Here is an 18,074-nt window from a genome sequence, read left to right on the forward strand (position 1 = left end):
GCTCTTCGCGGTTCGATTCTGTTTTGTTCTCGATCCGATTCCGCAGCTTGTATGCGTCGCGTAGGTGCAATGCTGAACCAAGCCACGGAAGAGACTCGGGAATTTCCATATGCGATAGCCCTACCGCTTGCGGGGAGAGGCGAAGAACCCTCTACTCCTGCTTCCCGTAATTCGGCGCCAGCAGACGGTTGCGGATCAGATAGCTCATCGTGCGCGACCAGGATTCATCCGTATTTCCGCGCATGTCGGCGCTGGCGGCGGTGATCATGGTGCCGGTCTTCACGTCGCGCAGGTAGATGTTGAGGTTGATGATCAGGTTGGAGACCTTCTGCACCATGCCGGTGATCTCGAGTTCAGCCCCCAGCTCCCCCGCGAGCTTGAGATCGCAGCCGCCGCAGGCCTGCAGGTTGGCGTGACGGGCCGCGTCCCTGACCGGCGCGATATCGAGCACCTGGAACCTGCCTGACTCCGTCAGCTCCTTGCGGAGCTGCTCGCTGATGCGCAAGAGCCGCGCCTCTTCAGGCTTGGAGCCGTAGAACTCGCCGGGCAGGCTGGTGTCGATCAGCTCGAAATCGAACACCGCCAGCTTCGGCGGATCGGCGAGCGCGGCCGAGCCCGTCAACAGCAAAGCTGCGAAACAAATCAGCGCTCGCATGATCGTGATTCCCCGCCCCGCCGATGTGAGGACGAAATGCGGGGTTGCATGCCCTGACAAATCGGTCATGCTTTAGCAGAAACAATTCTCCACCGGCGGTCAAGCCGGGGAGAACGCCTGGAGGAAACATGATCCGATGGTTGGTCGGCCTGATCGGCTTGAGTCTCGCCGCGACGAGCGCGCTCGCGGCCGACCCGACCCAGATCGGCGTCGGCTATCTCGGCGTCGCCGGCACCAGATCGACACTGTCATTGGTCGACCAGCCCGCCGAGAATGACGGCGTCGCCGGCGCACGCCTTGCGATCGAGGACAACAACACCACCGGAAAATTCCTCAACCAGCGCTTTACGCTGGAGGAGCGCCGGATCAAGGAAGGCGAGGACGCGGTACAGGCTGCCACCGACCTCGCCGCGCGCAACGGTTTTATTATCGCAGACCTGCCGGCCGATACGCTGCTGAAGGTGTCAGACGCGTTGCGCGATCGCGGCACGCTGCTGTTCAACGCCGGCGCCATCGACGAGCGGCTGCGCGAGGCCGATTGCCGCGCCAACGTCATCCACACCGCGCCGACGCGCGCGATGCTGGCCGATGCACTCGGCCAGTACCTGGTGTGGAAGCAGTGGAAGCGCTGGGTGCTCGTGGTCGGCTCGCATGACGAGGACAAGCTGTTTGCCGACGCGCTCCGGCGTACCGCCACACGGTTCGGCGCCAAGATCGTGCAGGAGAAGACCTTCGAGGACAAGGGCGGCGCGCGCCGCACCGATAGCGGCGTCACGCTGATCCAGCGCCAGATGCCGGTGTTCACGCAGCAATTGCCGGCCTACGACGTGCTGGTTGCCGCCGACGAGAGCGAGGTGTTCGGCGCGTACCTGCCCTATCGCACCTGGGATCCCCGCCCCGTCGCGGGCTCGGCCGGCCTCGTGCCGAAAAGCTGGGACGCATCGCAGGATCAGTGGGGCGCGATCCAGATGCAGAACCGCTTCGTCAAGCTGAACTCGCGGCGGATGACGCCACTCGACATGCAGGCCTGGACGGCGGTGCGCATGATCGGAGAAGCCACCTCACGCACCAATTCCGGCGACGTCACGAAGGTCACCGATTTCATCAAGGGACCGGATTTCTCCGTCGCCGCCTTCAAGGGCACGAAGCTGACACTGCGCGACTGGAATCTCCAGCTCCGCCAGCCGATCCTGCTGGTCGACGGCCGCATGGTGGTGTCGGTGTCGCCGCAGGAGGGCTTCCTGCACCAGGTCTCCGAGCTCGACACGCTCGGCTACGATCGTCCGGAGAGCAAATGCAAGCTGAAATGAGGACGCAGATGTTGCGCACGTGGCGTGTGGGGTTGCTGTCCGGACTGGCGCTGGCGGCAGCGCCCGCACATGCGTTCATTGCCTATGTCTCGAACGAGAAGAGCAACACGGTCTCGGTGATCGACACCGACAGCTGGACCGTGACCAAGACCATCAAGGTTGGTCAGCGCCCGCGCGGCATCGACTTCACCCGCGACGGCAAGTTCGTCATGGTCGCGGTCGGAGACGACGACACCATTCAGGTGATCGACGCGAAGACGCAAAGCGTGGTGGACAGCCTCCCCTCCGGGCCCGACCCCGAGCTGTTCGCGCAGGATGCCGCCGGAAAGATCCTCTACGTCGCCAACGAGAACGACAACACGGTCACGGTGATCGACCTTGAGAAGCGCACCCGCCTCGGCGACATCCAGGTCGGCGTCGAGCCCGAGGGCATGACTATCAGCCCGGACGGCAAGACGCTGATCAACACCTCCGAGACGACTAACATGGCGCATTTCATCGACACCACCTCGCGCCAGATCGTCGCCAATGTACTGGTCGATGCCCGGCCGCGCTTTGCCGAGTTCAAGCATGACAGCTCGGAAGTGTGGGTGTCCTCGGAGATCGGCGGCACGGTGTCGATCATCGATCCGAAAAAGCATGAAGTGATCGGCAAGGTCACTTTCGAGATCCCGGGCCTGCGGAAAGAGGCGATCCAGCCGGTCGGCATCGGCATGACCAAGGACGACAAGACCGCCTTCATCGCGCTCGGCCCCGCCAACCGCGTCGCCGTCGTCGACGTCGCCTCGCGCAAGGTGACGAAATATCTGCTGGTCGGCCAGCGCGTCTGGCACATGGCCTTCACGCCTGACGAGAAATACCTGCTCACCACCAACGGCGTGTCGAACGACGTCTCCGTCATCGACGTTGCCGCGCACAAGGTGATCAAGACGATTCAGGTCGGCGAGTTGCCCTGGGGTGTCACGATCGCGCCATGACCAGCCCTGCTCCCATCACCGAACCACAGGCGGCGGCGCGGCCCGATCCGGCGGCCGTGCCGGCACTGGCGATCGCCGGCGTCAGCCATTCCTATGGCCCGCGCCGGGCGCTGATGGATGTGTCCTTTAACGTGCAGCCGGCGAGTTTCACGGCGCTGCTCGGCCTCAACGGCGCGGGCAAGAGCACGCTGTTCTCGCTGATCACGCGCCTGTTCGGCATCCAGACCGGGCGCGTCTCGATCTTCGGCCACGACATCAGCAAGAGCCCGGGCGAGGCGCTGCGGCTGCTCGGCGTCGTGTTCCAGCCGCGCACGCTCGATCTCGACCTGTCGCTGACGCAGAACCTGCTCTATCACGCCGCCCTCCACGGCATCAGCCGCCGCGACGCCGCCGCGCGCAGCGCCGAGCTGCTCGGCCGCATCGGGCTCGAAGAGCGCGCCGCCAGCAAGGTGCGCGATCTCTCCGGCGGGCAGATGCGGCGGCTGGAGATCGCCCGCGCCCTGTTGCACCGGCCGCGGCTGCTGTTGCTGGACGAGCCGACCGTCGGTCTCGACGTCAAGGCGCGCGCCGACATCATCAGCCATGTCCGCCAGCTCGTGACCGAGCAAGGCATCGGCGTGCTCTGGGCCACGCATCTGTTCGACGAGATCATGCCCGGCGACGACCTCGTGGTGCTGCACCAAGGCAAGGTGCTGGCGCAGGGACCGATGAACCGCGTCATTACCGAGGCCGGCGCACAGGACGTCAACACCGCCTTCATGCGCCTGACCGGCGCGCAGACCATGCCGGGAGGCGGCGCATGAGCAGCATCACCACGCGCGACGCGCCGCGCGGCTTCTCGGCCAGCGAGTACATGACCTGCCTCACCGGCATCGTCTGGCGCGAGGGCCTGCGCTTCCTGCATCAGCGCGAGCGCTTCGTCTCGGCGCTGGTGCGGCCCTTGGTGTGGCTGTTCATCTTCGCCGCCGGCTTCCGCCAGGTGCTCGGCATCTCCATCATCCCGCCCTACGAGACCTACATCCTCTACGAGGTCTATATCGCGCCCGGGCTGATGGCGATGATCCAGCTGTTCAACGGCATGCAGTCCTCGCTGTCGATGGTCTATGATCGCGAGATGGGCAATATGCGAACGCTGCTGGTGAGCCCGCTGCCACGCGGCTTCCTGCTGTTCTGCAAGCTGCTCGCGGGGACCGCGGTGTCGCTGCTCCAGGTCTATGCGTTCCTGCTGATCGCTTGGTTCTGGGACATCACCCCGCCGCCATCGGGCTATCTGACCGTACTGCCGGCGCTGGTGCTGTCCGGACTGATGCTGGGCTCGCTCGGCATGCTGATCTCCTCGGGTATCAAGCAGTTGGAGAACTTCGCTGGCGTGATGAATTTTGTCATTTTCCCGATGTTCTTTGCCTCCTCGGCGCTCTACCCGCTCTGGCGCGTGCAGGAGGGAAGCCCCTATCTGTACTATGTCTGCCAGGCCAATCCGTTCACCCATGCGGTCGAGCTGATCCGGTTTGCGCTGTACGGACAGGTCAACTGGATCTCGCTGGCAGTGGTGGCCGGCTGCACAATCGTCTTCATGATCGGCGCGATCTATGCCTATGATCCCTCGCGCGGGCTGGCGCGACGGGGGCCCGCGGGAGGCGAAGGATGAGGTTTCGGGTTCTGGCCATGGCGGTGTTGGCCCTCGCGCTTGCGAGCACCGCCGCGCGCGCAGCCGATCCGCGCTATCCCGACTGGCCCTGCGCACAGGCCAAGGTTCCGGAGATCTCGCTCGCCGCCGTCTGGGCTGGCCCGCCGCTCGACGACGCCGAGACCAAGTGGAAGAACGACGCCAAGGTCACCGCGCTGGTCGCAAAACTGTCGGCGCGCAAGACGCCGATGGACGAGGCCGAGAAATCCGTGAAGGAATTTCTGGCTGGCTCCGCCGCCGACAAATCCGCCAATGCAAAGATGCTGTTCGCCGGCCTGTTCGACACGCTCAATGCCCAGCGCTCCCAGGTCATGAACGGGCTCGAACGCGTCAGCCGCAAGCAGCGTGATGCGGCCGACAAGATCCGCGAGGAGACCATTCAGCTTCAGGCGCTGCAGAGCGCGGCATCGCGCGACGACACCAAGGTCGAGGCGCTCAGTAACGAGCTGATCTGGAAGACCCGCATTTTCGAGGACCGCAACAAGGTGGTGCGCTTCGTGTGCGAGGTTCCAACCGCGATCGACCAACGCCTGTTCGCGCTCGGACGCGTGATCCAGCAGGAAATGGAATAGCGTCAGCCTCGCTGACGGCTCATAAAAAGTTCCCGCAGTTTCCACACCAACGGTAACCTTTGCCGCGCTATCTGCCGGAACCAAATCGCTCTAGGATGTCTTGTCGATGTGAAGCTCGAAATGCCGGGAGGCCTCGATGGGAACCACGAAATTCATCCTCGCAGGCGCTGCGGTCATCAGCATGCTCGCATCCAGCGCCTTCGCCGACGACATGACCGGAATGGTCACCAGGATCGATCGGCTCAACAACACGATCTCGATCCAGGAGACGCAGAAAGGCACGGTCGGCGGCAGCGCAGGCGGAGCCGGCACTTTGCAGCAGTTCAAGGCCAAGGACGCTGCAATGCTCGATGCTGTCCACGCCGGCGACCGGGTGACGTACTCGGCCACCGACAATAACGGCACGGGGACGCTGACGAAGCTGCAGAAGCAGTAGCAGTCTCATCGCGGCCATCCTTCGAGACGCCCGCCGCCGGCGGGCTCCTCAGGATGAGGTCTGAATTCGCGGCGAGATGTTAAACCCTGATGGTGAGGAGACCGCGAAGCGGTCGTCTCGAACCAGAGGCCCCCGCTGCTGCGTCTCACCTACTGCTCAGGCCGTGGCTCCGGCTGCGCCTCCTCGGTCGGCAATTTCGCATGCTCCCAGGCGTCGGTGCCGTCGGGATACCAGGCGATGTTGGAATAGCCGTAAGCCAAGGCGCGCTTGGCGGCGTTCCAGGACATCCAGCAATCGGCGAGGCAGTAAATCACCAGCAGCGCCGCCTTGTCGCCGTGCGAGGCACGCGCCAGACCGCGCTGGAAATAATCGTCCATGGCCGGCGGCAATGCGCCATAGCCTGTATCCGGCAGCCAAAGGCTACCAGGAATGTTTCTGCGCGGCATATCACGCCACACCGTGCCTTCGGGAAGGTTCTTCGGCTTCGGTGCGCGCGGCAGCACGTCGATGAAGGCGCCGCTCTTCGCGCGCCAGATCGCCTCCGCCTCCGCCGTGCCGAGCACGCGCGCACCGGCAAGCGTCGCCGGCACCGGCGCGCGGTAATTGTCGGTGCGATAGCCCTCGGGCTCGAACGGCTCCTGCTGCTGCGCGAGCGCCGGCGCCGCCAACAGGGCGGCAACCAGCGAGGCCGCAACGCGCCGCCTCATGGCGTCTTCTTGGCCGTCTCCGCGCCGAGCGGCTTGTCACTTTCGTCCAGCAGCGGGACGCCGAAGTCGAGCAGGATCTTGTTGATCTCGCCCTGGTTCTCCTGGATCAGCTTGTTGAGCTGCCGCTTCCAGTTCTGGTCGGCCGGACGCACGCCCATGCCGATGCGATAGACCAGCTTCGGTCCCGTGGTTTCCTTCACCAGCGGCGTGACATGCAGCGAGCCGGCCTTCTTCGCGTAATAGCCCGCCATCGGTCCCCACAGCACGCCGGCGTCGATCTTGCCGGCCGCGAGGTCATCGATCATCGCCTGCGCGGAATTGTCGTAGCGGGTGTCGATCATCAGCGGATAGGGCTTTGCGTCCCCCATCAGGCCCGCGAGCGCCATGTTGGTGGCCGGCGGCGTGCCGGCAACGATGCCGACATGCTTGCCCTTCAACCGTGCATCCTCGAGCGTGTCGACCTCCTCGAGCCCGCTGCCCGCTTTCGAGACCAGCGCATAGGACGTGCGGTAATAGGGATTGGTGCCCTGCACGAGGTCGTCGCCTTGCGGAAAGCCCATGATGACGTCGCAGCGATGCGCGCCCAGCGTCATCCGCACGAAGCCGGTCGCCTGCGGAAAGAATACGTAGTCGAGCTTCTTCTGGAGCTTGTCCGCAAACAATTCGGCGAGCTTGTTCTCCAGCCCCTCGCCCTTCTCGTTGGAGAACGGCAGGTTGCGCGGATCGGCGCAGACCCGCAGCACCTTGGGGTCGACCAGTTCGAACGAGAGGTCACCCGTCTCGTTCGTCTGCGCCATGGCGATATCGCCGAGCACCCAGCATGCAACCAAAGCCCACAGTGAAACCAACCAGCGACGATGTCGTCCGGCCTCCGTCATCGCGCTTCCTCCTCATTTTGTTTGAATGTTATCCATGCAACGCATGACGCGCCATGTTTTGCCAAACTTTGCGCTGGCTTCATCTTGCTGCAGTGCAATGCGTACAACCCTTTGAACTGAGGCGGAAAAGTGTCTCGCATCGCTCTCGTGATCGCAGCCTTGTCCCTGCTGGGGCTGACGACGCTAGCACGCGCCGGGGGAGCCGAATTGCCTGTGAGCGAAGTCGCGCCGGGAATCTTCGTGCACTCCGGGACCATCGCCCTGATGACCCGCGAGAACAAGGGCGACATCGCCAATGTCGGCTTCATCATCGGCGAGGATGCGGTGGCCGTGATCGACACCGGCGGCAGTTTGCGCGAGGGCGAGGCGCTGCTGGCGGCGATAAGGGCGCGCACCAAAAAGCCGATCCGCTACGTCATCAACACCCATGGCCATCCCGACCACGTCTTCGGCAATGCGGCCTTCGTCGCCGAAGGGACCGGCTTCGTCGGGCACAGCAAGCTCGCACAGGCGCTGGCAACGCGCGGGCCGTATTATCTCGACAATTTTCGCCGCATCATGGGCAACGAATTGATCGATCCCGTGAAGATCGTGCCGCCCACAATGCTCGTGACTGACACGCTGACCCTCGAGCTGGGATCGCGCCGCCTGACCTTGCGGGCATGGCCGGCCGGGCACAGCGACAATGATCTCACCGTGCTCGACGAGACGACCCGGACGCTGTTCGCGGGCGACCTGGTCTTCCGCCGCCATATTCCGGTGATGGACGGCAGCATCCGCGGCTGGCTTCGTACGATCGGGGAACTCGAGACAATTCCGGCGCAACGCGTCGTTCCCGGTCACGGCCCGGTGAGCGACTGGCCCGCCGCGCTGGCCGACGAACGGCGTTATCTCACGACGCTGCTGGCGGACGTCCGGGCGTCGAACAAGAAGGGCGAGCCGATCCGGACCGCCGCCGACAAGGCGGCCGCCGCGGAACGGCCGAACTGGGAACTGTTCGACGACTACAACGCCCGTAACGCAACCGCAGCATTTTCGGAAATTGAATGGGAGTAGCGGGCGCGCTACGCTACAGGCAACCGGACTGCTTCGTCCGCACGGGATCATGACCATGACGGGATGCACACGCCGCCTGCTGATCGCCGCATTGCTCGGCATCGCCTTCGCCGTGCCGGTGCAGGCTGAGGAGGCCTACGATCCCTGGCCGGGGCTGGTGCAGGACATCTTCAGCAACCGTCCGATCAACGACGGCAGTGACGTTATCGGCATCGAGATGCCCTATCGCGCCGAGGACGCGGCGATCGTGCCGGTGACCCTGCGCAGCAAGCTGTCACCGGCGGATAGCCGTCGCATCCGTTCGATCACGCTGGTAATCGACCGCAATCCCGCGCCGGTGGCGGCGAAGTTCGAGCTTGGTGCTGATGCCAATGTCACCGAGATCTCCACGCGCGTGCGCGTCAACAACTACACCGATGTGCACGCGGTCGCCGAGCTCAGCGACGGCCAGCTCTACGTCTCGAAGGTGTATGTGAAGGCCTCGGGCGGCTGCTCGGCGCCGGCCGGCAAGAACGCCGAGGAAGCCAACAACCGCCTCGGCCAGATGCGCTACCGGCAATTCGCGCGCGAGGAAGCGCCAGCGAGCCGCATCCGCGAAGCGCAGATCATGATCGGCCATCCCAACAATTCCGGCCTGCAGATGGACCAGGTCACCCAGCTCTATATTCCCGCCTTCTTCGTCAACCAGCTCAAGCTGACGCAGGACGACAGCCCGGTGCTGTCGATGGAAGGCGGCATCTCGATCTCGGAAGATCCCAATCTGCGCTTCACTTACGTCTCAAACGGCGCCAAGCGCTTCCGCGCGGAAGCCAAGGATACGGATGGGCACGTGTTCCGCAACGAGTGGGATGTGGAGAAGCCGGGGACGTAGTCTCTCCGTCGTCATGGCCGGGCTTGTCCCGGCCATCCACGAACTTCGTGCCGACCATAAGAACGTGGATGCCCGGGACAAGCCCGGGCATGGCGGATACGGTTGGCATTCAGCAGGCCGTCAGAAACACCTCACCTCGGCCTCGGCCTGCGCGCGGCGCAAATCATTCACCGCCGTATTCGCCTGCTCCGAGGTCCGGAACTGGACGCCGAGATTGCCGCGGACCTGGGACATGCTCAGCGCGGTCTCGGCGGTGACGTAGCGGTCGTAGGATACGATTGAAGCCACCACGTCGATCGAGCAGGAACATTGCTCGATCGACTGCCGTGACTCGCCATTGGCCTTCATGCAGCCATAGACGTATTCGGCGCGCGCCGATGTCGGATAATCATTGGCCTCCTCGGCCCGCGCCATGGAGGCGGTCGCCGCCAATACCGCCAATGCGGCGACAATCGGTCGTAGCTGTCCCGCCAGATTCATGCGCGTCCTCCCGCTGGTTGCGAGGCAAGCTATGCTATGCCTATTGTCCTGAAAAGCACTCGTTTCGAGGAAACGGCTCACAAGGCGATGAGAATTTTGGGACGAACACTGGCGCTGGCGGTGACGCTGGCCGTGATGCTGACGACACCGGGCCGCGCCGCGGATACGATCCGCCTTGCAGTGCAGAAGACCGGAACATTCTCCTGGGAGCTGGCCACCATTCGCGCTGCCGGCCTCGACAAGGAGGCCGACCTCTCGCTCGACGTGACAGAGTTGGCAAGCCCCGAAGCCGGCAAGATCGCGCTGCGCGCCGGCAATGCCGACATCATGCTGTCGGACTGGCTGTGGGTGTCGCGCGAGCGCACGCTCGGCGCCAAGCTCACCTTCTACCCCTATTCCAGCGCGCTCGGCGCGGTGATGGTGCCGGCGTCCTCGCCGCTAAAGACGCTCGCCGACCTCAAGGGCCGCAAGCTCGGCGTCGGCGGCGGCGCGATCGACAAGAGCTGGCTGCTGCTGCAGGCGCGGATGAAGCAGGACGGCATCGACCTGAAGTCGGACGCGACGATCGCCTATGGCGCCCCGCCCCTGATCGCCGCCAAGGCGCTTGACGGCGAGATGGATGCGAGCCTCAATTTCTGGAATTTCTGCGCCCAGCTCGAGGCCAAGGGCTTCAGGCGCCTCGCCGGCATCGAGGACATTTTGCCGAAGCTGGGCGCCAAGGGCGCTGTGTCCGCCGTCGGCTATGTCTTCGACGAGAATTGGGCGGCCAGCCACAAGGACGCCGTGGCGCGCTTCATCGCGATGACCCGCAAGGCCAAGCAGTTGCTGACCACCTCGGATGCGGCCTGGGAGAAGATCGCGCCGCTCACCGGCACCAGCGATGCCACCATGCTGAAAACCTATCGCGACCGCTATCGCGACGGCATTCCGCGCCGGAACATCGCCGATGAGGAGGCCGACGCGCGCGTGCTCTACCGCGTGCTGGCCGACATCGGCGGTCGCGATCTCGTCGGCCCCGCGGCCGAGCTCGATCCCGGTACCTTCTATCACGCAGTCCCCGGAGACTGAGGTGCTGCGCCTGCTCTCGTTTGCCCTGCTTCTCGCGATCTGGTGGATTGCCGCGCTGTTCGTCGGCGGTGCAAAGCTGCCCTCCCCGCCTGATGTGCTGCAGGTGATGATCGCGGAGGCATCGAGCGGCGCGCTGTTCCTGCATCTCGGGGCGACACTGGCGCGCGTCATCCTCGCCTTCGTGCTGGCGATGTCGCTCGGCAGCGCCATCGGCTATCTCATGGGCCGGGTGAAGCTCGCCGACCGGCTCGGCGACCCCTGGCTGATCCTGCTGCTCAACCTGCCCGCGCTGGTCGTGATCGTGCTGGCCTATATCTGGGCCGGGCTGACCGAGGCAGCCGCGATCGCGGCGATCGCCATCAACAAGCTGCCGACCGCCATCGTCACCTTGCGCGAAGGCACGCGCGCGCTCGACCGCTCGCTCGACGAAATGGCAACCGTGTTCGCGATGCCGCGCTGGCGCGCCTTCCGCCACGTCGTGCTGCCGCAGCTTGCGCCCTACATCGCGGCCTCCGCCCGCTCGGGTCTGTCGCTGGTCTGGAAGATCGTGCTGGTCGCCGAGCTGCTTGGACGGCCGAATGGCGTCGGCTTCGAGATCGGCGTCGCCTTCCAGCTGTTCGACACGCCGCGGCTGCTGGCCTATTCACTCACCTTCGCGGCCGTCGTGCTCGTCATCGAGACCTTGCTGGTGCAGCCGTTCGAAGCCCGCGCAACACGGTGGCGGCCCCGTGCGGCTTGAGGTCGAGATCACGGGCAAGACCTACAGGAGCGTCGCGGGCGATACGCACGAGGTGCTGGCGCCGGTCAAATTCGCGCTCCAATCGGGCGAGGTCGGTGTGCTGATCGGCCCCTCCGGCTGCGGCAAGAGCACGATGCTGCGCATCATTCTCGGGCTCGACCACGAATTCCAGGGCCGCATCGCACGGCCACCGGAGGCGCGGATCGGCATGGTGTTCCAGGAGCCGCGGCTGTTGCCGTGGCGCTCGGTCGAGCAGAATGTGCGGCTGGCGGCGCCTGATGTCAGCGACACAAAACTGTCGGAGCTGTTCAGGATCCTCGAGCTGGAGGCGCATCGCAGCCACTTTCCCGGCGAGTTGTCGCTGGGTCTTGCCCGCCGCGTCGCGTTGGCGCGCGCGTTTGCGGTCGAGCCCGACCTGCTCGTGCTCGACGAGCCCCTCGCCTCGCTCGACGACGCACTCGCCGGCCGCCTGCGCGACGAGATCGCAACGCTGGTGGCGAGCCGCCCCGTGATGACGCTGCTCGTCACTCACAGTCTCGACGATGCGATCCGCCTCGGCGACCGCCTGTTCTTTCTGTCGCCACGGCCCGCGCGCATCGTACAGGAGGTGCCGATTTCCATTCCCCGCGCCGAGCGCAGCGAAGCCGAGCTCGGCAGGATCAGGGCGGAGCTCGCGACGCTCCCGCTTGAATCGAAATGAGAACTCGTGGTCAACTGGACTTAAACGAGATTGTCGAGGGAGGTTCACCATGCGGCGTACGCTGATTGCGATCGGCATCCTCTTGGTTGCGATGCCGGGCGCAGCGCTCGCGCAGGCCAAGGGCAAAGGCATCAGGCTCTGGAATCTGACGACGGAGACGATCTCCGGCTTTCAGCTCGCGCCGGCCGGCAAGACCGACTGGGGCCCGAACCAGTGCCTCAACGACAAAGACAAGGAGGTCGACCACGACGAGCGCCTGCGCATCACCGGCGTCGAACCCGGCCGCTACGACGCCAAAGTCAGCTATCCCAATTCACGGCAATGCATCGTCCGCGACATCGAGATCAAGGCCGACGCGGTGTTCTCGATCGCCGACAAGGATTTGAGGGACTGCAGCAAGTAGCGCCAGCGCGCCACAGGCACCTCCCCTCATCCTGAGGAGCTGCGAAGCGGCGTCTCGAAGGATGAAAGGCCCGGCTGCAGCAGCGCGGCCTGCATGGTTCGAGACGCGCTACGCGCTCCTCACCACGAGGGTCTCGCTCCGCTCACGCCTTGTCGTTCGGGTGCGGATATTCGCAGCGCCAGCGCACCGCCTGCCATTTCGGATGGTCGCCGACCCATTGCGCGATATAGGGCGGCGCGGCCATCACGCATTGCCGCGGTGACCCCGCGAAGTTGAATACCAGATGCTGCTCCTCGCAGGTCGCAGGCGAGAGCACCGCACACACAGTCACCACAAGGTCGATCGGGTTCATGCCGGAATCCTCTCGCGGGGCGCTAAAGACTAGCACAAAGGGCTACGTCCCAAGAAACGGGAAGTTTCAAGGCAGAGGATGTTCCCTCTCCCCGCTTGCGGCCGCACGCGGGGAGAGGCGAAGAGCGCGGCTAGAAATTAACGCCGAACACCAATCGCGCCTGATGCCGCTCGAAATTGACGAGGTCGAGATTGGCCCCCGATCCCGCCGGGCGGCCCCAGGCCTGCATGCTCCAGCTCAGGGTCAATCGCGACTTCTCGGAGAGCTGGAAGTACGCGGTGGGACCAACGAACAGCGCCTGCCCTGAGAACTCGCCGAGGCCAATGCCCTCGTACTGCCGGAAGTAACGCATCTCACCACCGAGCAGCACATTGGGGCGCACGCGCACCAGGCCGCCGAAGGCAGCACCGATGGTTGAGCTCTTCTCGGATACCCCCGCGACCTCGAAGCGGGCCCATTCCGGCTGATAGATCAGATTGAGCGCGCCGATGACGAAGTTCGGAACGAGCTCGCGGTCGAAGGCGAGCGTGAAGTCGGTTCCGTACATCCGTCCCTTGGCGCCGCTGGTCTCGTCGATACGGTCACCGTGGAGCTCGGCGGCGACCGTGAGCCCGAACGGCGCACGCTCACGGTCGAGCAGGCGGTAACGCAAATCGAGCGAGGCGCCCTGGAAATTGAACTGGCGGCGATCGTCGAGATCGGGGACGCCGGTGATGTCGTGCAAGGTCGCGGTGCCACCGAGCTCGATGCGGAAGTTCGGCAGCGGCACGACCTCGATCTCCACTTCCTGCTGGAGGGCGCGATAGGTGCCGCCGCCCTTGCCGAAGCGCCCTGTCGTCTCGGTCTGGAATTCGCGCTCGCCGGGATTGCCGACATCGGTGCCGATCATGAAGCCGAAGATGTGCTCGGTATCAAAACCCTCTTCGGCACCGGCGCATGCGGGCGTGAGCGCAATTATGCAGGCTGCTATGGTCCGGAATGTCTGGGCTCTCGCGCGCATCCCGAACACTACCACGGCTTCAACGGCATTTGCCATCGAAGCCGCGGCAGGTCGTCAGTCTCACTTGAAGTCTTACTTGCGCGCAGCGCAGGCGTACATGTTGATTTCCATGCCGACCGGCACTTCCACGATCTTCGGAGCTTTCCAAGCCATTCGGGTCTCCCCAAGTATTGAGCGCGACATCGCGCCGGGCAAAACCTAGGGCTGCGTCAGGCACAGCGCAAGCCTGGAATCAAAGCGCAAACACAGCGATGTGCCGCATTCCACTCGCGAATTTCCCTCTCGGGCAAACCGTCTTCGCTCCCAGTCAAGCGCGGTGTCTCTCACCGCAGCAGCCGCAACAGCGCGCGGCCCGCGCGCGAATTCAGTTCCTTCGCATCCAGCGTTCCGTCCTTGTCGGGATTCGCGGCGTTGAAGCGCTGCTCCACCACGGCCAAGTATTCGTCCAGCGTGAGAGTCCCGTCGTGATCGGGATCTGCGGCCGCGAGTTCTTTCGCCGTTAACCGTCCGCGCAATTCGCGCGCGTCCAGGGTGCCGTCGTGATCGGGATCGAGCTTGGCGAACAATGCGGTGGCAGCCTTCTTCACCTCGGCGAGATCGAGCGTGCCGTCATTGTCGGTGTCGAACATTTTGACGGCGTTGCCGGATGCCGGCCAGGCCGGACCGGACAGCACGGCAAGTGTGAGCGCAAGCGCAACAGAGCGACGCGATATCATTCAGACCTCCCTGACCAACAGCCCCGATTCGAGCGGGATCGTGACAATTTAAGTCTGCATGCGGGTCCCGGTTCAAGCCCGGAATTGCAAGCTTCTCGAAGAGTGGAACCCCGATACGCATCGCGCCAATCTTCGCGGGATGGAAATTGGTGCAGCGCATTCGCGCAAGACGAGCAAAATTCATCGATGATTACCGCGCGCAGTCTGGCATGTGGCGTCCAACATATCGGCAGCACGCGTTCGACTTTCGTATTGACGGGTTTTGCATTCGGGCGGAGTGTTGCGCTCGCAGCGTCAAAAGGCGCGCATATTGGGAGGAACGGATGAAACGCTTTGCGATGGCCGCGAGCCTCGTCATGCTTGCATCGACGTGTGCAAACGCCCAGACCACCGAGCAGCTGGTCAAGGGTGCGACCGATACATCGAACGTTCTCAACTACGGGATGGGCTACAATCTGCAGCGCTTCTCGACGCTGAACCAGATCAACAGGGATACCGTCAAGAATCTCGTCCCGGTCTGGAACTACTCCTTCAACGACGATCGCAGCGAGGAATCGCAGCCGCTGGTCTACCAGGGCGTGATCTACGTGACGTCGCACAATGCGACCATGGCGGTGGACGCCAAGACCGGCAAGCAGATCTGGAAATCCAAGATCGAATATCCCGCCGAGACGCCGCGCATCGTCTGCTGCGGCATCATCAACCGCGGCGCCGCGCTCTACGACGGCAAGGTGTTCCGCACCACGCTCGACGCCAACGTGATCGCGCTCGATGCCAAGGACGGCAAGGAGCTGTGGCGGCAGAAGGCGGCCGACATCAAGGAAGGCTATTCGATGACGGTGGCCCCGCTGGTCGCCGATGGCGTCGTCATCACCGGCATCTCCGGCGCCGAGTTCGGCACCCGCGGCTTCATCGACGGCTGGGATCCGGCCACGGGCAAGCACCTTTGGCGCACCCATTCGATCCCCTCGCCGGACGAGCCCGGCGGCGATACCTGGAAGGGCGACACCTGGAAGCTCGGCGGCGGCTCGACCTGGATCACCGGCTCCTACGATCCCGAGCTGAACACGGTCTATTGGGGCATCGGCAATCCCGGGCCGTTCAACTCGGCGGTGCGCCCCGGCGACAACCTCTACACCTGCTCCGTGCTGGCGATGGATCCCAAGACCGGCAAGATCAAGTGGCACTACCAGTTCTCGCCGAACAACCCGTTCGACTATGACAGCGTCGCCGAGATGGTGCTCGCCGACATGAATGTCGAGGGCAAGCCGACCAAGGTGCTGATGGACGCCAACCGCAACGGCTTCTTCTACGTGCTCGACCGCACCAACGGAAAGCTGCTCGCGGCCAATCCTTACGTGAAGGTGAACTGGGCAACCGGCATCGACATGAAGACGGGACGCCCGATCGAGACGGACGTCTCGAAGGACGCGCGTGACGGCAAGAAGGTCACGGTCTACCCGTCGATCCTCGGCGGCAAGAACTGGGAGCCGATGTCGTTCAACCCACAGACCGGCCTCGCCTACGCCAATACGCTCGCCTTCGGCGGCAGGTACAAGACCGAGCCCGTCACCTTCAAGCAAGGTGAGTGGTATCTCGGCATGGACCTCACTGACCTCTGGGAATGGGGTGATGGCGCGCGCGGTCATCTGAAGGCGATCGATCCCATGACCGGAAAAGCCAAGTGGGAAGCACCGAGCGACATCCCGCGCTTCTCCGGCGTGCTCTCGACCGCGGGCGGCGTCGTGTTCACGGGCGCGCTGACCGGTGAGTTCGAAGCCTTCGATGCCGACAGCGGCAAGAAGCTCTGGCAGTTCCAGACCGGCTCCGGCATCGAGGGACAGCCGGTGACCTGGCAGCAGGACGGCGTGCAATACGTCGCGGTGACGAGCGGCTATGGCGGCGTCTACTCGCTGTTCTCCGGCGACGAGCGGCTTGCCAAGGTGCCGCCGGGCGGCTCGCTGTGGGTTTTTGCGGTCAAGCAGTAACCACGGCGCGATGCTGAGAGAAGGACCTCACAAGACGGTGGCGATCCTCGCCACCGTCGCGGTGCTGACGGTCGCGCTTGCGGCGACCGTTCGTGCCGCGGACGACGCAACCGGCAATCCGCTGCAGGCGCAGATCGACCACGGCAAGTCGACCTATGCCTCGAAATGCTCGCACTGTCATGGCCCCAACATGATGAACTCCGGCACCATCACGCCGGACCTGCGCGCCTTCCCGGACGACAAGACCCGCTTCGTCACCACCGTGAAGAACGGCAAGAACAACAAGATGCCGCCCTGGGGCGACATCCTCAGTGAGGATGAGATCGGCGATCTCTGGGCCTTCGTCGCGAGCCGGAGGAAGCCATGAGGAGCTGGCTGGCGGCGTGGAGCCTTGCCACAGCCCTCGCGGCGACGGCAACGCTCGCGCGCGCGGCCGATGAGCCGCTGAAGGTTTGCCTCGACGAGGACCGGCCTCCGCTCTCGATGCACCACAAGGGCAAGCCGGATGCCGGCTTCGACCTGCTGTTGGCGCAGGCGATCGCGGAGCGGATGGGGCGACCGCTGAAGATCCAGTGGTTCGAGAGCAAGCTGGACGAGGATTCCAGCCCGCAGCTCGAGGCCAACGCGCTGCTCTCCGACGGCCGCTGCTCGCTGGTCGGCGGCTACGCGCTGACGCAGGATTCCCTGGTCAAGCCCGGCATGAAGACCGCCCGCCTGCCCGACTTCGCCGGCGCCACCCGCGACGACCGGCGCCGCCGCGTTGCGCTCGGCGTGCTCACGCCGAGCCAGCCTTACGTCTATTCGCCGATGACGGTCGTGCTCGGGCCGAAGGCGCAGGGGCGCAAGATCAGCGATATCGGCGACCTCGCCGGGCTTCGTCTCGCGATCGAGAGCGGCTCGCTGGGCGACGCCATCCTGATGACGTTCGACAAGGGGCGCCTGATCGACAGCATCACCCATCTCGTCCCGGGCCGCGACGATCTCCTGGGGGCACTCGCCCGGGGCGACTACGACGCGACCCTGATCGACCTGGGCCGCTTCGACGCCCACCGCACCGCGCATCCGGACACGGCGATCACGGCATCCGGCTATTACTATCCGATCGGCGCCAATCGCGGCTATGTCGCCCTCGCCAGCGATGGTGCGCTGCTCGATGCGGTCAACAGGGCGCTGACGAAGCTTGCCTCTGAAGGCAAGATTGCCGAGTTCGGCAAGCAGGCCGGGCTGACCTACCTGCCGCCGCGCGAGCCTGCGATCTTGGGCGACGTCTGGATGAAGATCATTCAGAGGTGACGCCTCGTCATTCCGGGGCGCCCGCAGGGCGAGCCCGGAATCCATTCCTCCACAGCACATGCGGCCCCATGGATTCCGGGTCTGCGCGCTTCGCGCGCATCCCGGAATGACAGCGGGTGTGGCAGGTGCTTGGCATCGGCTAGCTCCGCGGCCCCCGGAACCGTATGATGCGCTCGATTTCATTCA

The 18,074-nt window shown here is 64.6% G+C and carries 23 protein-coding genes; 15 read left to right on the forward strand and 8 right to left on the reverse strand.

All coding sequences use genetic code 11. The annotated features are described in order from the left end of the window. Positions 1-151 precede the first annotated feature (151 nt). Complete coding sequence (locus tag VGR99_RS38675) at positions 152-724, reverse strand: DUF3280 domain-containing protein (protein WP_326905200.1); 573 nt, start codon at positions 722-724, stop codon at positions 152-154. Positions 725-783: 59 nt separating this feature from the next. Here VGR99_RS38675 and VGR99_RS38680 point away from each other — a divergent pair, with 59 nt between their 5' ends. The 6 genes from VGR99_RS38680 to VGR99_RS38705 all read left to right on the forward strand — a co-directional run bounded on the left by VGR99_RS38680 (position 784) and on the right by VGR99_RS38705 (position 5,637). Next, the gene (locus VGR99_RS38680) at positions 784-1,965 is read left to right on the forward strand and encodes an ABC transporter substrate-binding protein (protein ID WP_326905201.1); all 1,182 of its coding nucleotides are present in this window, start codon (positions 784-786) and stop codon (positions 1,963-1,965) included. A gap of 8 nt (positions 1,966-1,973) precedes the next feature. Then, positions 1,974-2,942, forward strand: a complete 969-nt coding sequence (locus VGR99_RS38685) for a YVTN family beta-propeller repeat protein (protein ID WP_326905202.1) — start codon at positions 1,974-1,976, stop codon at positions 2,940-2,942. Then, a complete protein-coding gene (locus tag VGR99_RS38690; protein ID WP_326905203.1) occupies positions 2,939-3,745 on the forward strand; it encodes an ABC transporter ATP-binding protein in 807 nt (268 codons plus the stop codon). The genes VGR99_RS38685 and VGR99_RS38690 overlap by 4 nt, the downstream gene beginning before the upstream one ends. Then, complete coding sequence (locus VGR99_RS38695) at positions 3,742-4,590, forward strand: ABC transporter permease (RefSeq protein ID WP_326905204.1); 849 nt, start codon at positions 3,742-3,744, stop codon at positions 4,588-4,590. The genes VGR99_RS38690 and VGR99_RS38695 overlap by 4 nt, the downstream gene beginning before the upstream one ends. Continuing rightward, entirely contained in the window at positions 4,587-5,201 is a 615-nt protein-coding gene (locus VGR99_RS38700) for a hypothetical protein (protein WP_326905205.1), read from the forward strand. The genes VGR99_RS38695 and VGR99_RS38700 overlap by 4 nt, the downstream gene beginning before the upstream one ends. A 136-nt stretch (positions 5,202-5,337) precedes the next feature. After that, complete coding sequence (locus VGR99_RS38705) at positions 5,338-5,637, forward strand: copper-binding protein (RefSeq protein WP_326905206.1); 300 nt, start codon at positions 5,338-5,340, stop codon at positions 5,635-5,637. A 149-nt stretch (positions 5,638-5,786) separates the two neighbouring features. On the opposite strand, the gene VGR99_RS38710 is transcribed toward VGR99_RS38705, so the two are convergent. Both VGR99_RS38710 and VGR99_RS38715 read right to left on the reverse strand, forming a co-directional pair. After that, the gene (locus VGR99_RS38710) at positions 5,787-6,344 is read right to left on the reverse strand and encodes a PQQ-dependent catabolism-associated CXXCW motif protein (protein WP_326905207.1); all 558 of its coding nucleotides are present in this window, start codon (positions 6,342-6,344) and stop codon (positions 5,787-5,789) included. Continuing rightward, entirely contained in the window at positions 6,341-7,222 is an 882-nt protein-coding gene (locus VGR99_RS38715; RefSeq protein WP_326905208.1) for a substrate-binding domain-containing protein, read from the reverse strand. The genes VGR99_RS38710 and VGR99_RS38715 overlap by 4 nt, the downstream gene beginning before the upstream one ends. Before the next feature lie 129 nt (positions 7,223-7,351). On the opposite strand from VGR99_RS38715, the gene VGR99_RS38720 reads away from it, so the two are divergent. Together VGR99_RS38720 and VGR99_RS38725 are read left to right on the forward strand one after the other, a co-directional pair. After that, on the forward strand, positions 7,352-8,278 hold the full coding sequence (locus tag VGR99_RS38720) for a quinoprotein relay system zinc metallohydrolase 2 (protein ID WP_326905209.1): 927 nt from the start codon (positions 7,352-7,354) through the stop codon (positions 8,276-8,278). Between the two features lie 55 nt (positions 8,279-8,333). Then, positions 8,334-9,149 (forward strand): quinoprotein dehydrogenase-associated SoxYZ-like carrier, encoded by an 816-nt coding sequence (locus tag VGR99_RS38725; protein ID WP_326905210.1) that lies wholly within the window; start codon positions 8,334-8,336, stop codon positions 9,147-9,149. 120 nt (positions 9,150-9,269) lie between these two features. Here VGR99_RS38725 and VGR99_RS38730 read toward each other — a convergent pair whose 3' ends face one another. Beyond that, the gene (locus tag VGR99_RS38730; RefSeq protein ID WP_326905211.1) at positions 9,270-9,629 is read right to left on the reverse strand and encodes a hypothetical protein; all 360 of its coding nucleotides are present in this window, start codon (positions 9,627-9,629) and stop codon (positions 9,270-9,272) included. Positions 9,630-9,716: 87 nt separating this feature from the next. Here VGR99_RS38730 and VGR99_RS38735 point away from each other — a divergent pair, with 87 nt between their 5' ends. Genes VGR99_RS38735 through VGR99_RS38750 form a run of 4 tightly spaced genes read left to right on the forward strand, consistent with a single transcriptional unit; the run spans position 9,717 to position 12,539 of the window. Continuing rightward, on the forward strand, positions 9,717-10,697 hold the full coding sequence (locus VGR99_RS38735) for an ABC transporter substrate-binding protein (protein ID WP_414645222.1): 981 nt from the start codon (positions 9,717-9,719) through the stop codon (positions 10,695-10,697). Position 10,698: 1 nt separating this feature from the next. Continuing rightward, complete coding sequence (locus tag VGR99_RS38740; RefSeq protein ID WP_326905212.1) at positions 10,699-11,436, forward strand: ABC transporter permease; 738 nt, start codon at positions 10,699-10,701, stop codon at positions 11,434-11,436. Further along, positions 11,426-12,136 (forward strand): ABC transporter ATP-binding protein, encoded by a 711-nt coding sequence (locus VGR99_RS38745; protein WP_326905213.1) that lies wholly within the window; start codon positions 11,426-11,428, stop codon positions 12,134-12,136. The genes VGR99_RS38740 and VGR99_RS38745 overlap by 11 nt, the downstream gene beginning before the upstream one ends. 49 nt (positions 12,137-12,185) lie before the next feature. After that, complete coding sequence (locus tag VGR99_RS38750; RefSeq protein WP_326905214.1) at positions 12,186-12,539, forward strand: hypothetical protein; 354 nt, start codon at positions 12,186-12,188, stop codon at positions 12,537-12,539. Positions 12,540-12,681: 142 nt separating this feature from the next. Here the strand turns inward: VGR99_RS38750 and VGR99_RS38755 are convergent, their stop codons facing one another. The 4 genes from VGR99_RS38755 to VGR99_RS38770 form a co-directional block, all read right to left on the reverse strand. After that, a complete protein-coding gene (locus tag VGR99_RS38755) occupies positions 12,682-12,891 on the reverse strand; it encodes a hypothetical protein (RefSeq protein ID WP_014493627.1) in 210 nt (69 codons plus the stop codon). Positions 12,892-13,021: 130 nt separating this feature from the next. Then, positions 13,022-13,927: a hypothetical protein gene (locus VGR99_RS38760; RefSeq protein WP_326905215.1), complete on the reverse strand. Its 906-nt coding sequence runs from the start codon at positions 13,925-13,927 to the stop codon at positions 13,022-13,024. A 36-nt stretch (positions 13,928-13,963) separates the two neighbouring features. Continuing rightward, the gene (gene pqqA / locus VGR99_RS38765) at positions 13,964-14,044 is read right to left on the reverse strand and encodes a pyrroloquinoline quinone precursor peptide PqqA (RefSeq protein WP_012029362.1); all 81 of its coding nucleotides are present in this window, start codon (positions 14,042-14,044) and stop codon (positions 13,964-13,966) included. Between the two features lie 170 nt (positions 14,045-14,214). Beyond that, positions 14,215-14,607 carry a calcium-binding protein gene (locus VGR99_RS38770; RefSeq protein ID WP_326905216.1) on the reverse strand — a complete coding sequence of 131 codons (393 nt, stop codon included), beginning with the start codon at positions 14,605-14,607 and terminating at the stop codon, positions 14,215-14,217. A gap of 323 nt (positions 14,608-14,930) precedes the next feature. Between VGR99_RS38770 and VGR99_RS38775 the strand changes: the two genes are divergently transcribed. The 3 genes from VGR99_RS38775 to VGR99_RS38785 are packed head-to-tail and all read left to right on the forward strand — an operon-like array spanning position 14,931 to position 17,888. Beyond that, positions 14,931-16,595 carry a methanol/ethanol family PQQ-dependent dehydrogenase gene (locus VGR99_RS38775; protein ID WP_326905217.1) on the forward strand — a complete coding sequence of 555 codons (1,665 nt, stop codon included), beginning with the start codon at positions 14,931-14,933 and terminating at the stop codon, positions 16,593-16,595. Positions 16,596-16,605: 10 nt separating this feature from the next. Further along, positions 16,606-16,962, forward strand: coding sequence for a cytochrome c (locus tag VGR99_RS38780; protein WP_326905218.1), 357 nt, complete (start codon positions 16,606-16,608; stop codon positions 16,960-16,962). Then, positions 16,959-17,888: a transporter substrate-binding domain-containing protein gene (locus VGR99_RS38785; protein ID WP_326905219.1), complete on the forward strand. Its 930-nt coding sequence runs from the start codon at positions 16,959-16,961 to the stop codon at positions 17,886-17,888. The genes VGR99_RS38780 and VGR99_RS38785 overlap by 4 nt, the downstream gene beginning before the upstream one ends. Positions 17,889-18,074: the final 186 nt, after the last annotated feature.

Source organism: Bradyrhizobium sp. (assembly GCF_035935975.1).
Classification (GTDB): Bacteria; Pseudomonadota; Alphaproteobacteria; order Rhizobiales; family Xanthobacteraceae; genus Bradyrhizobium.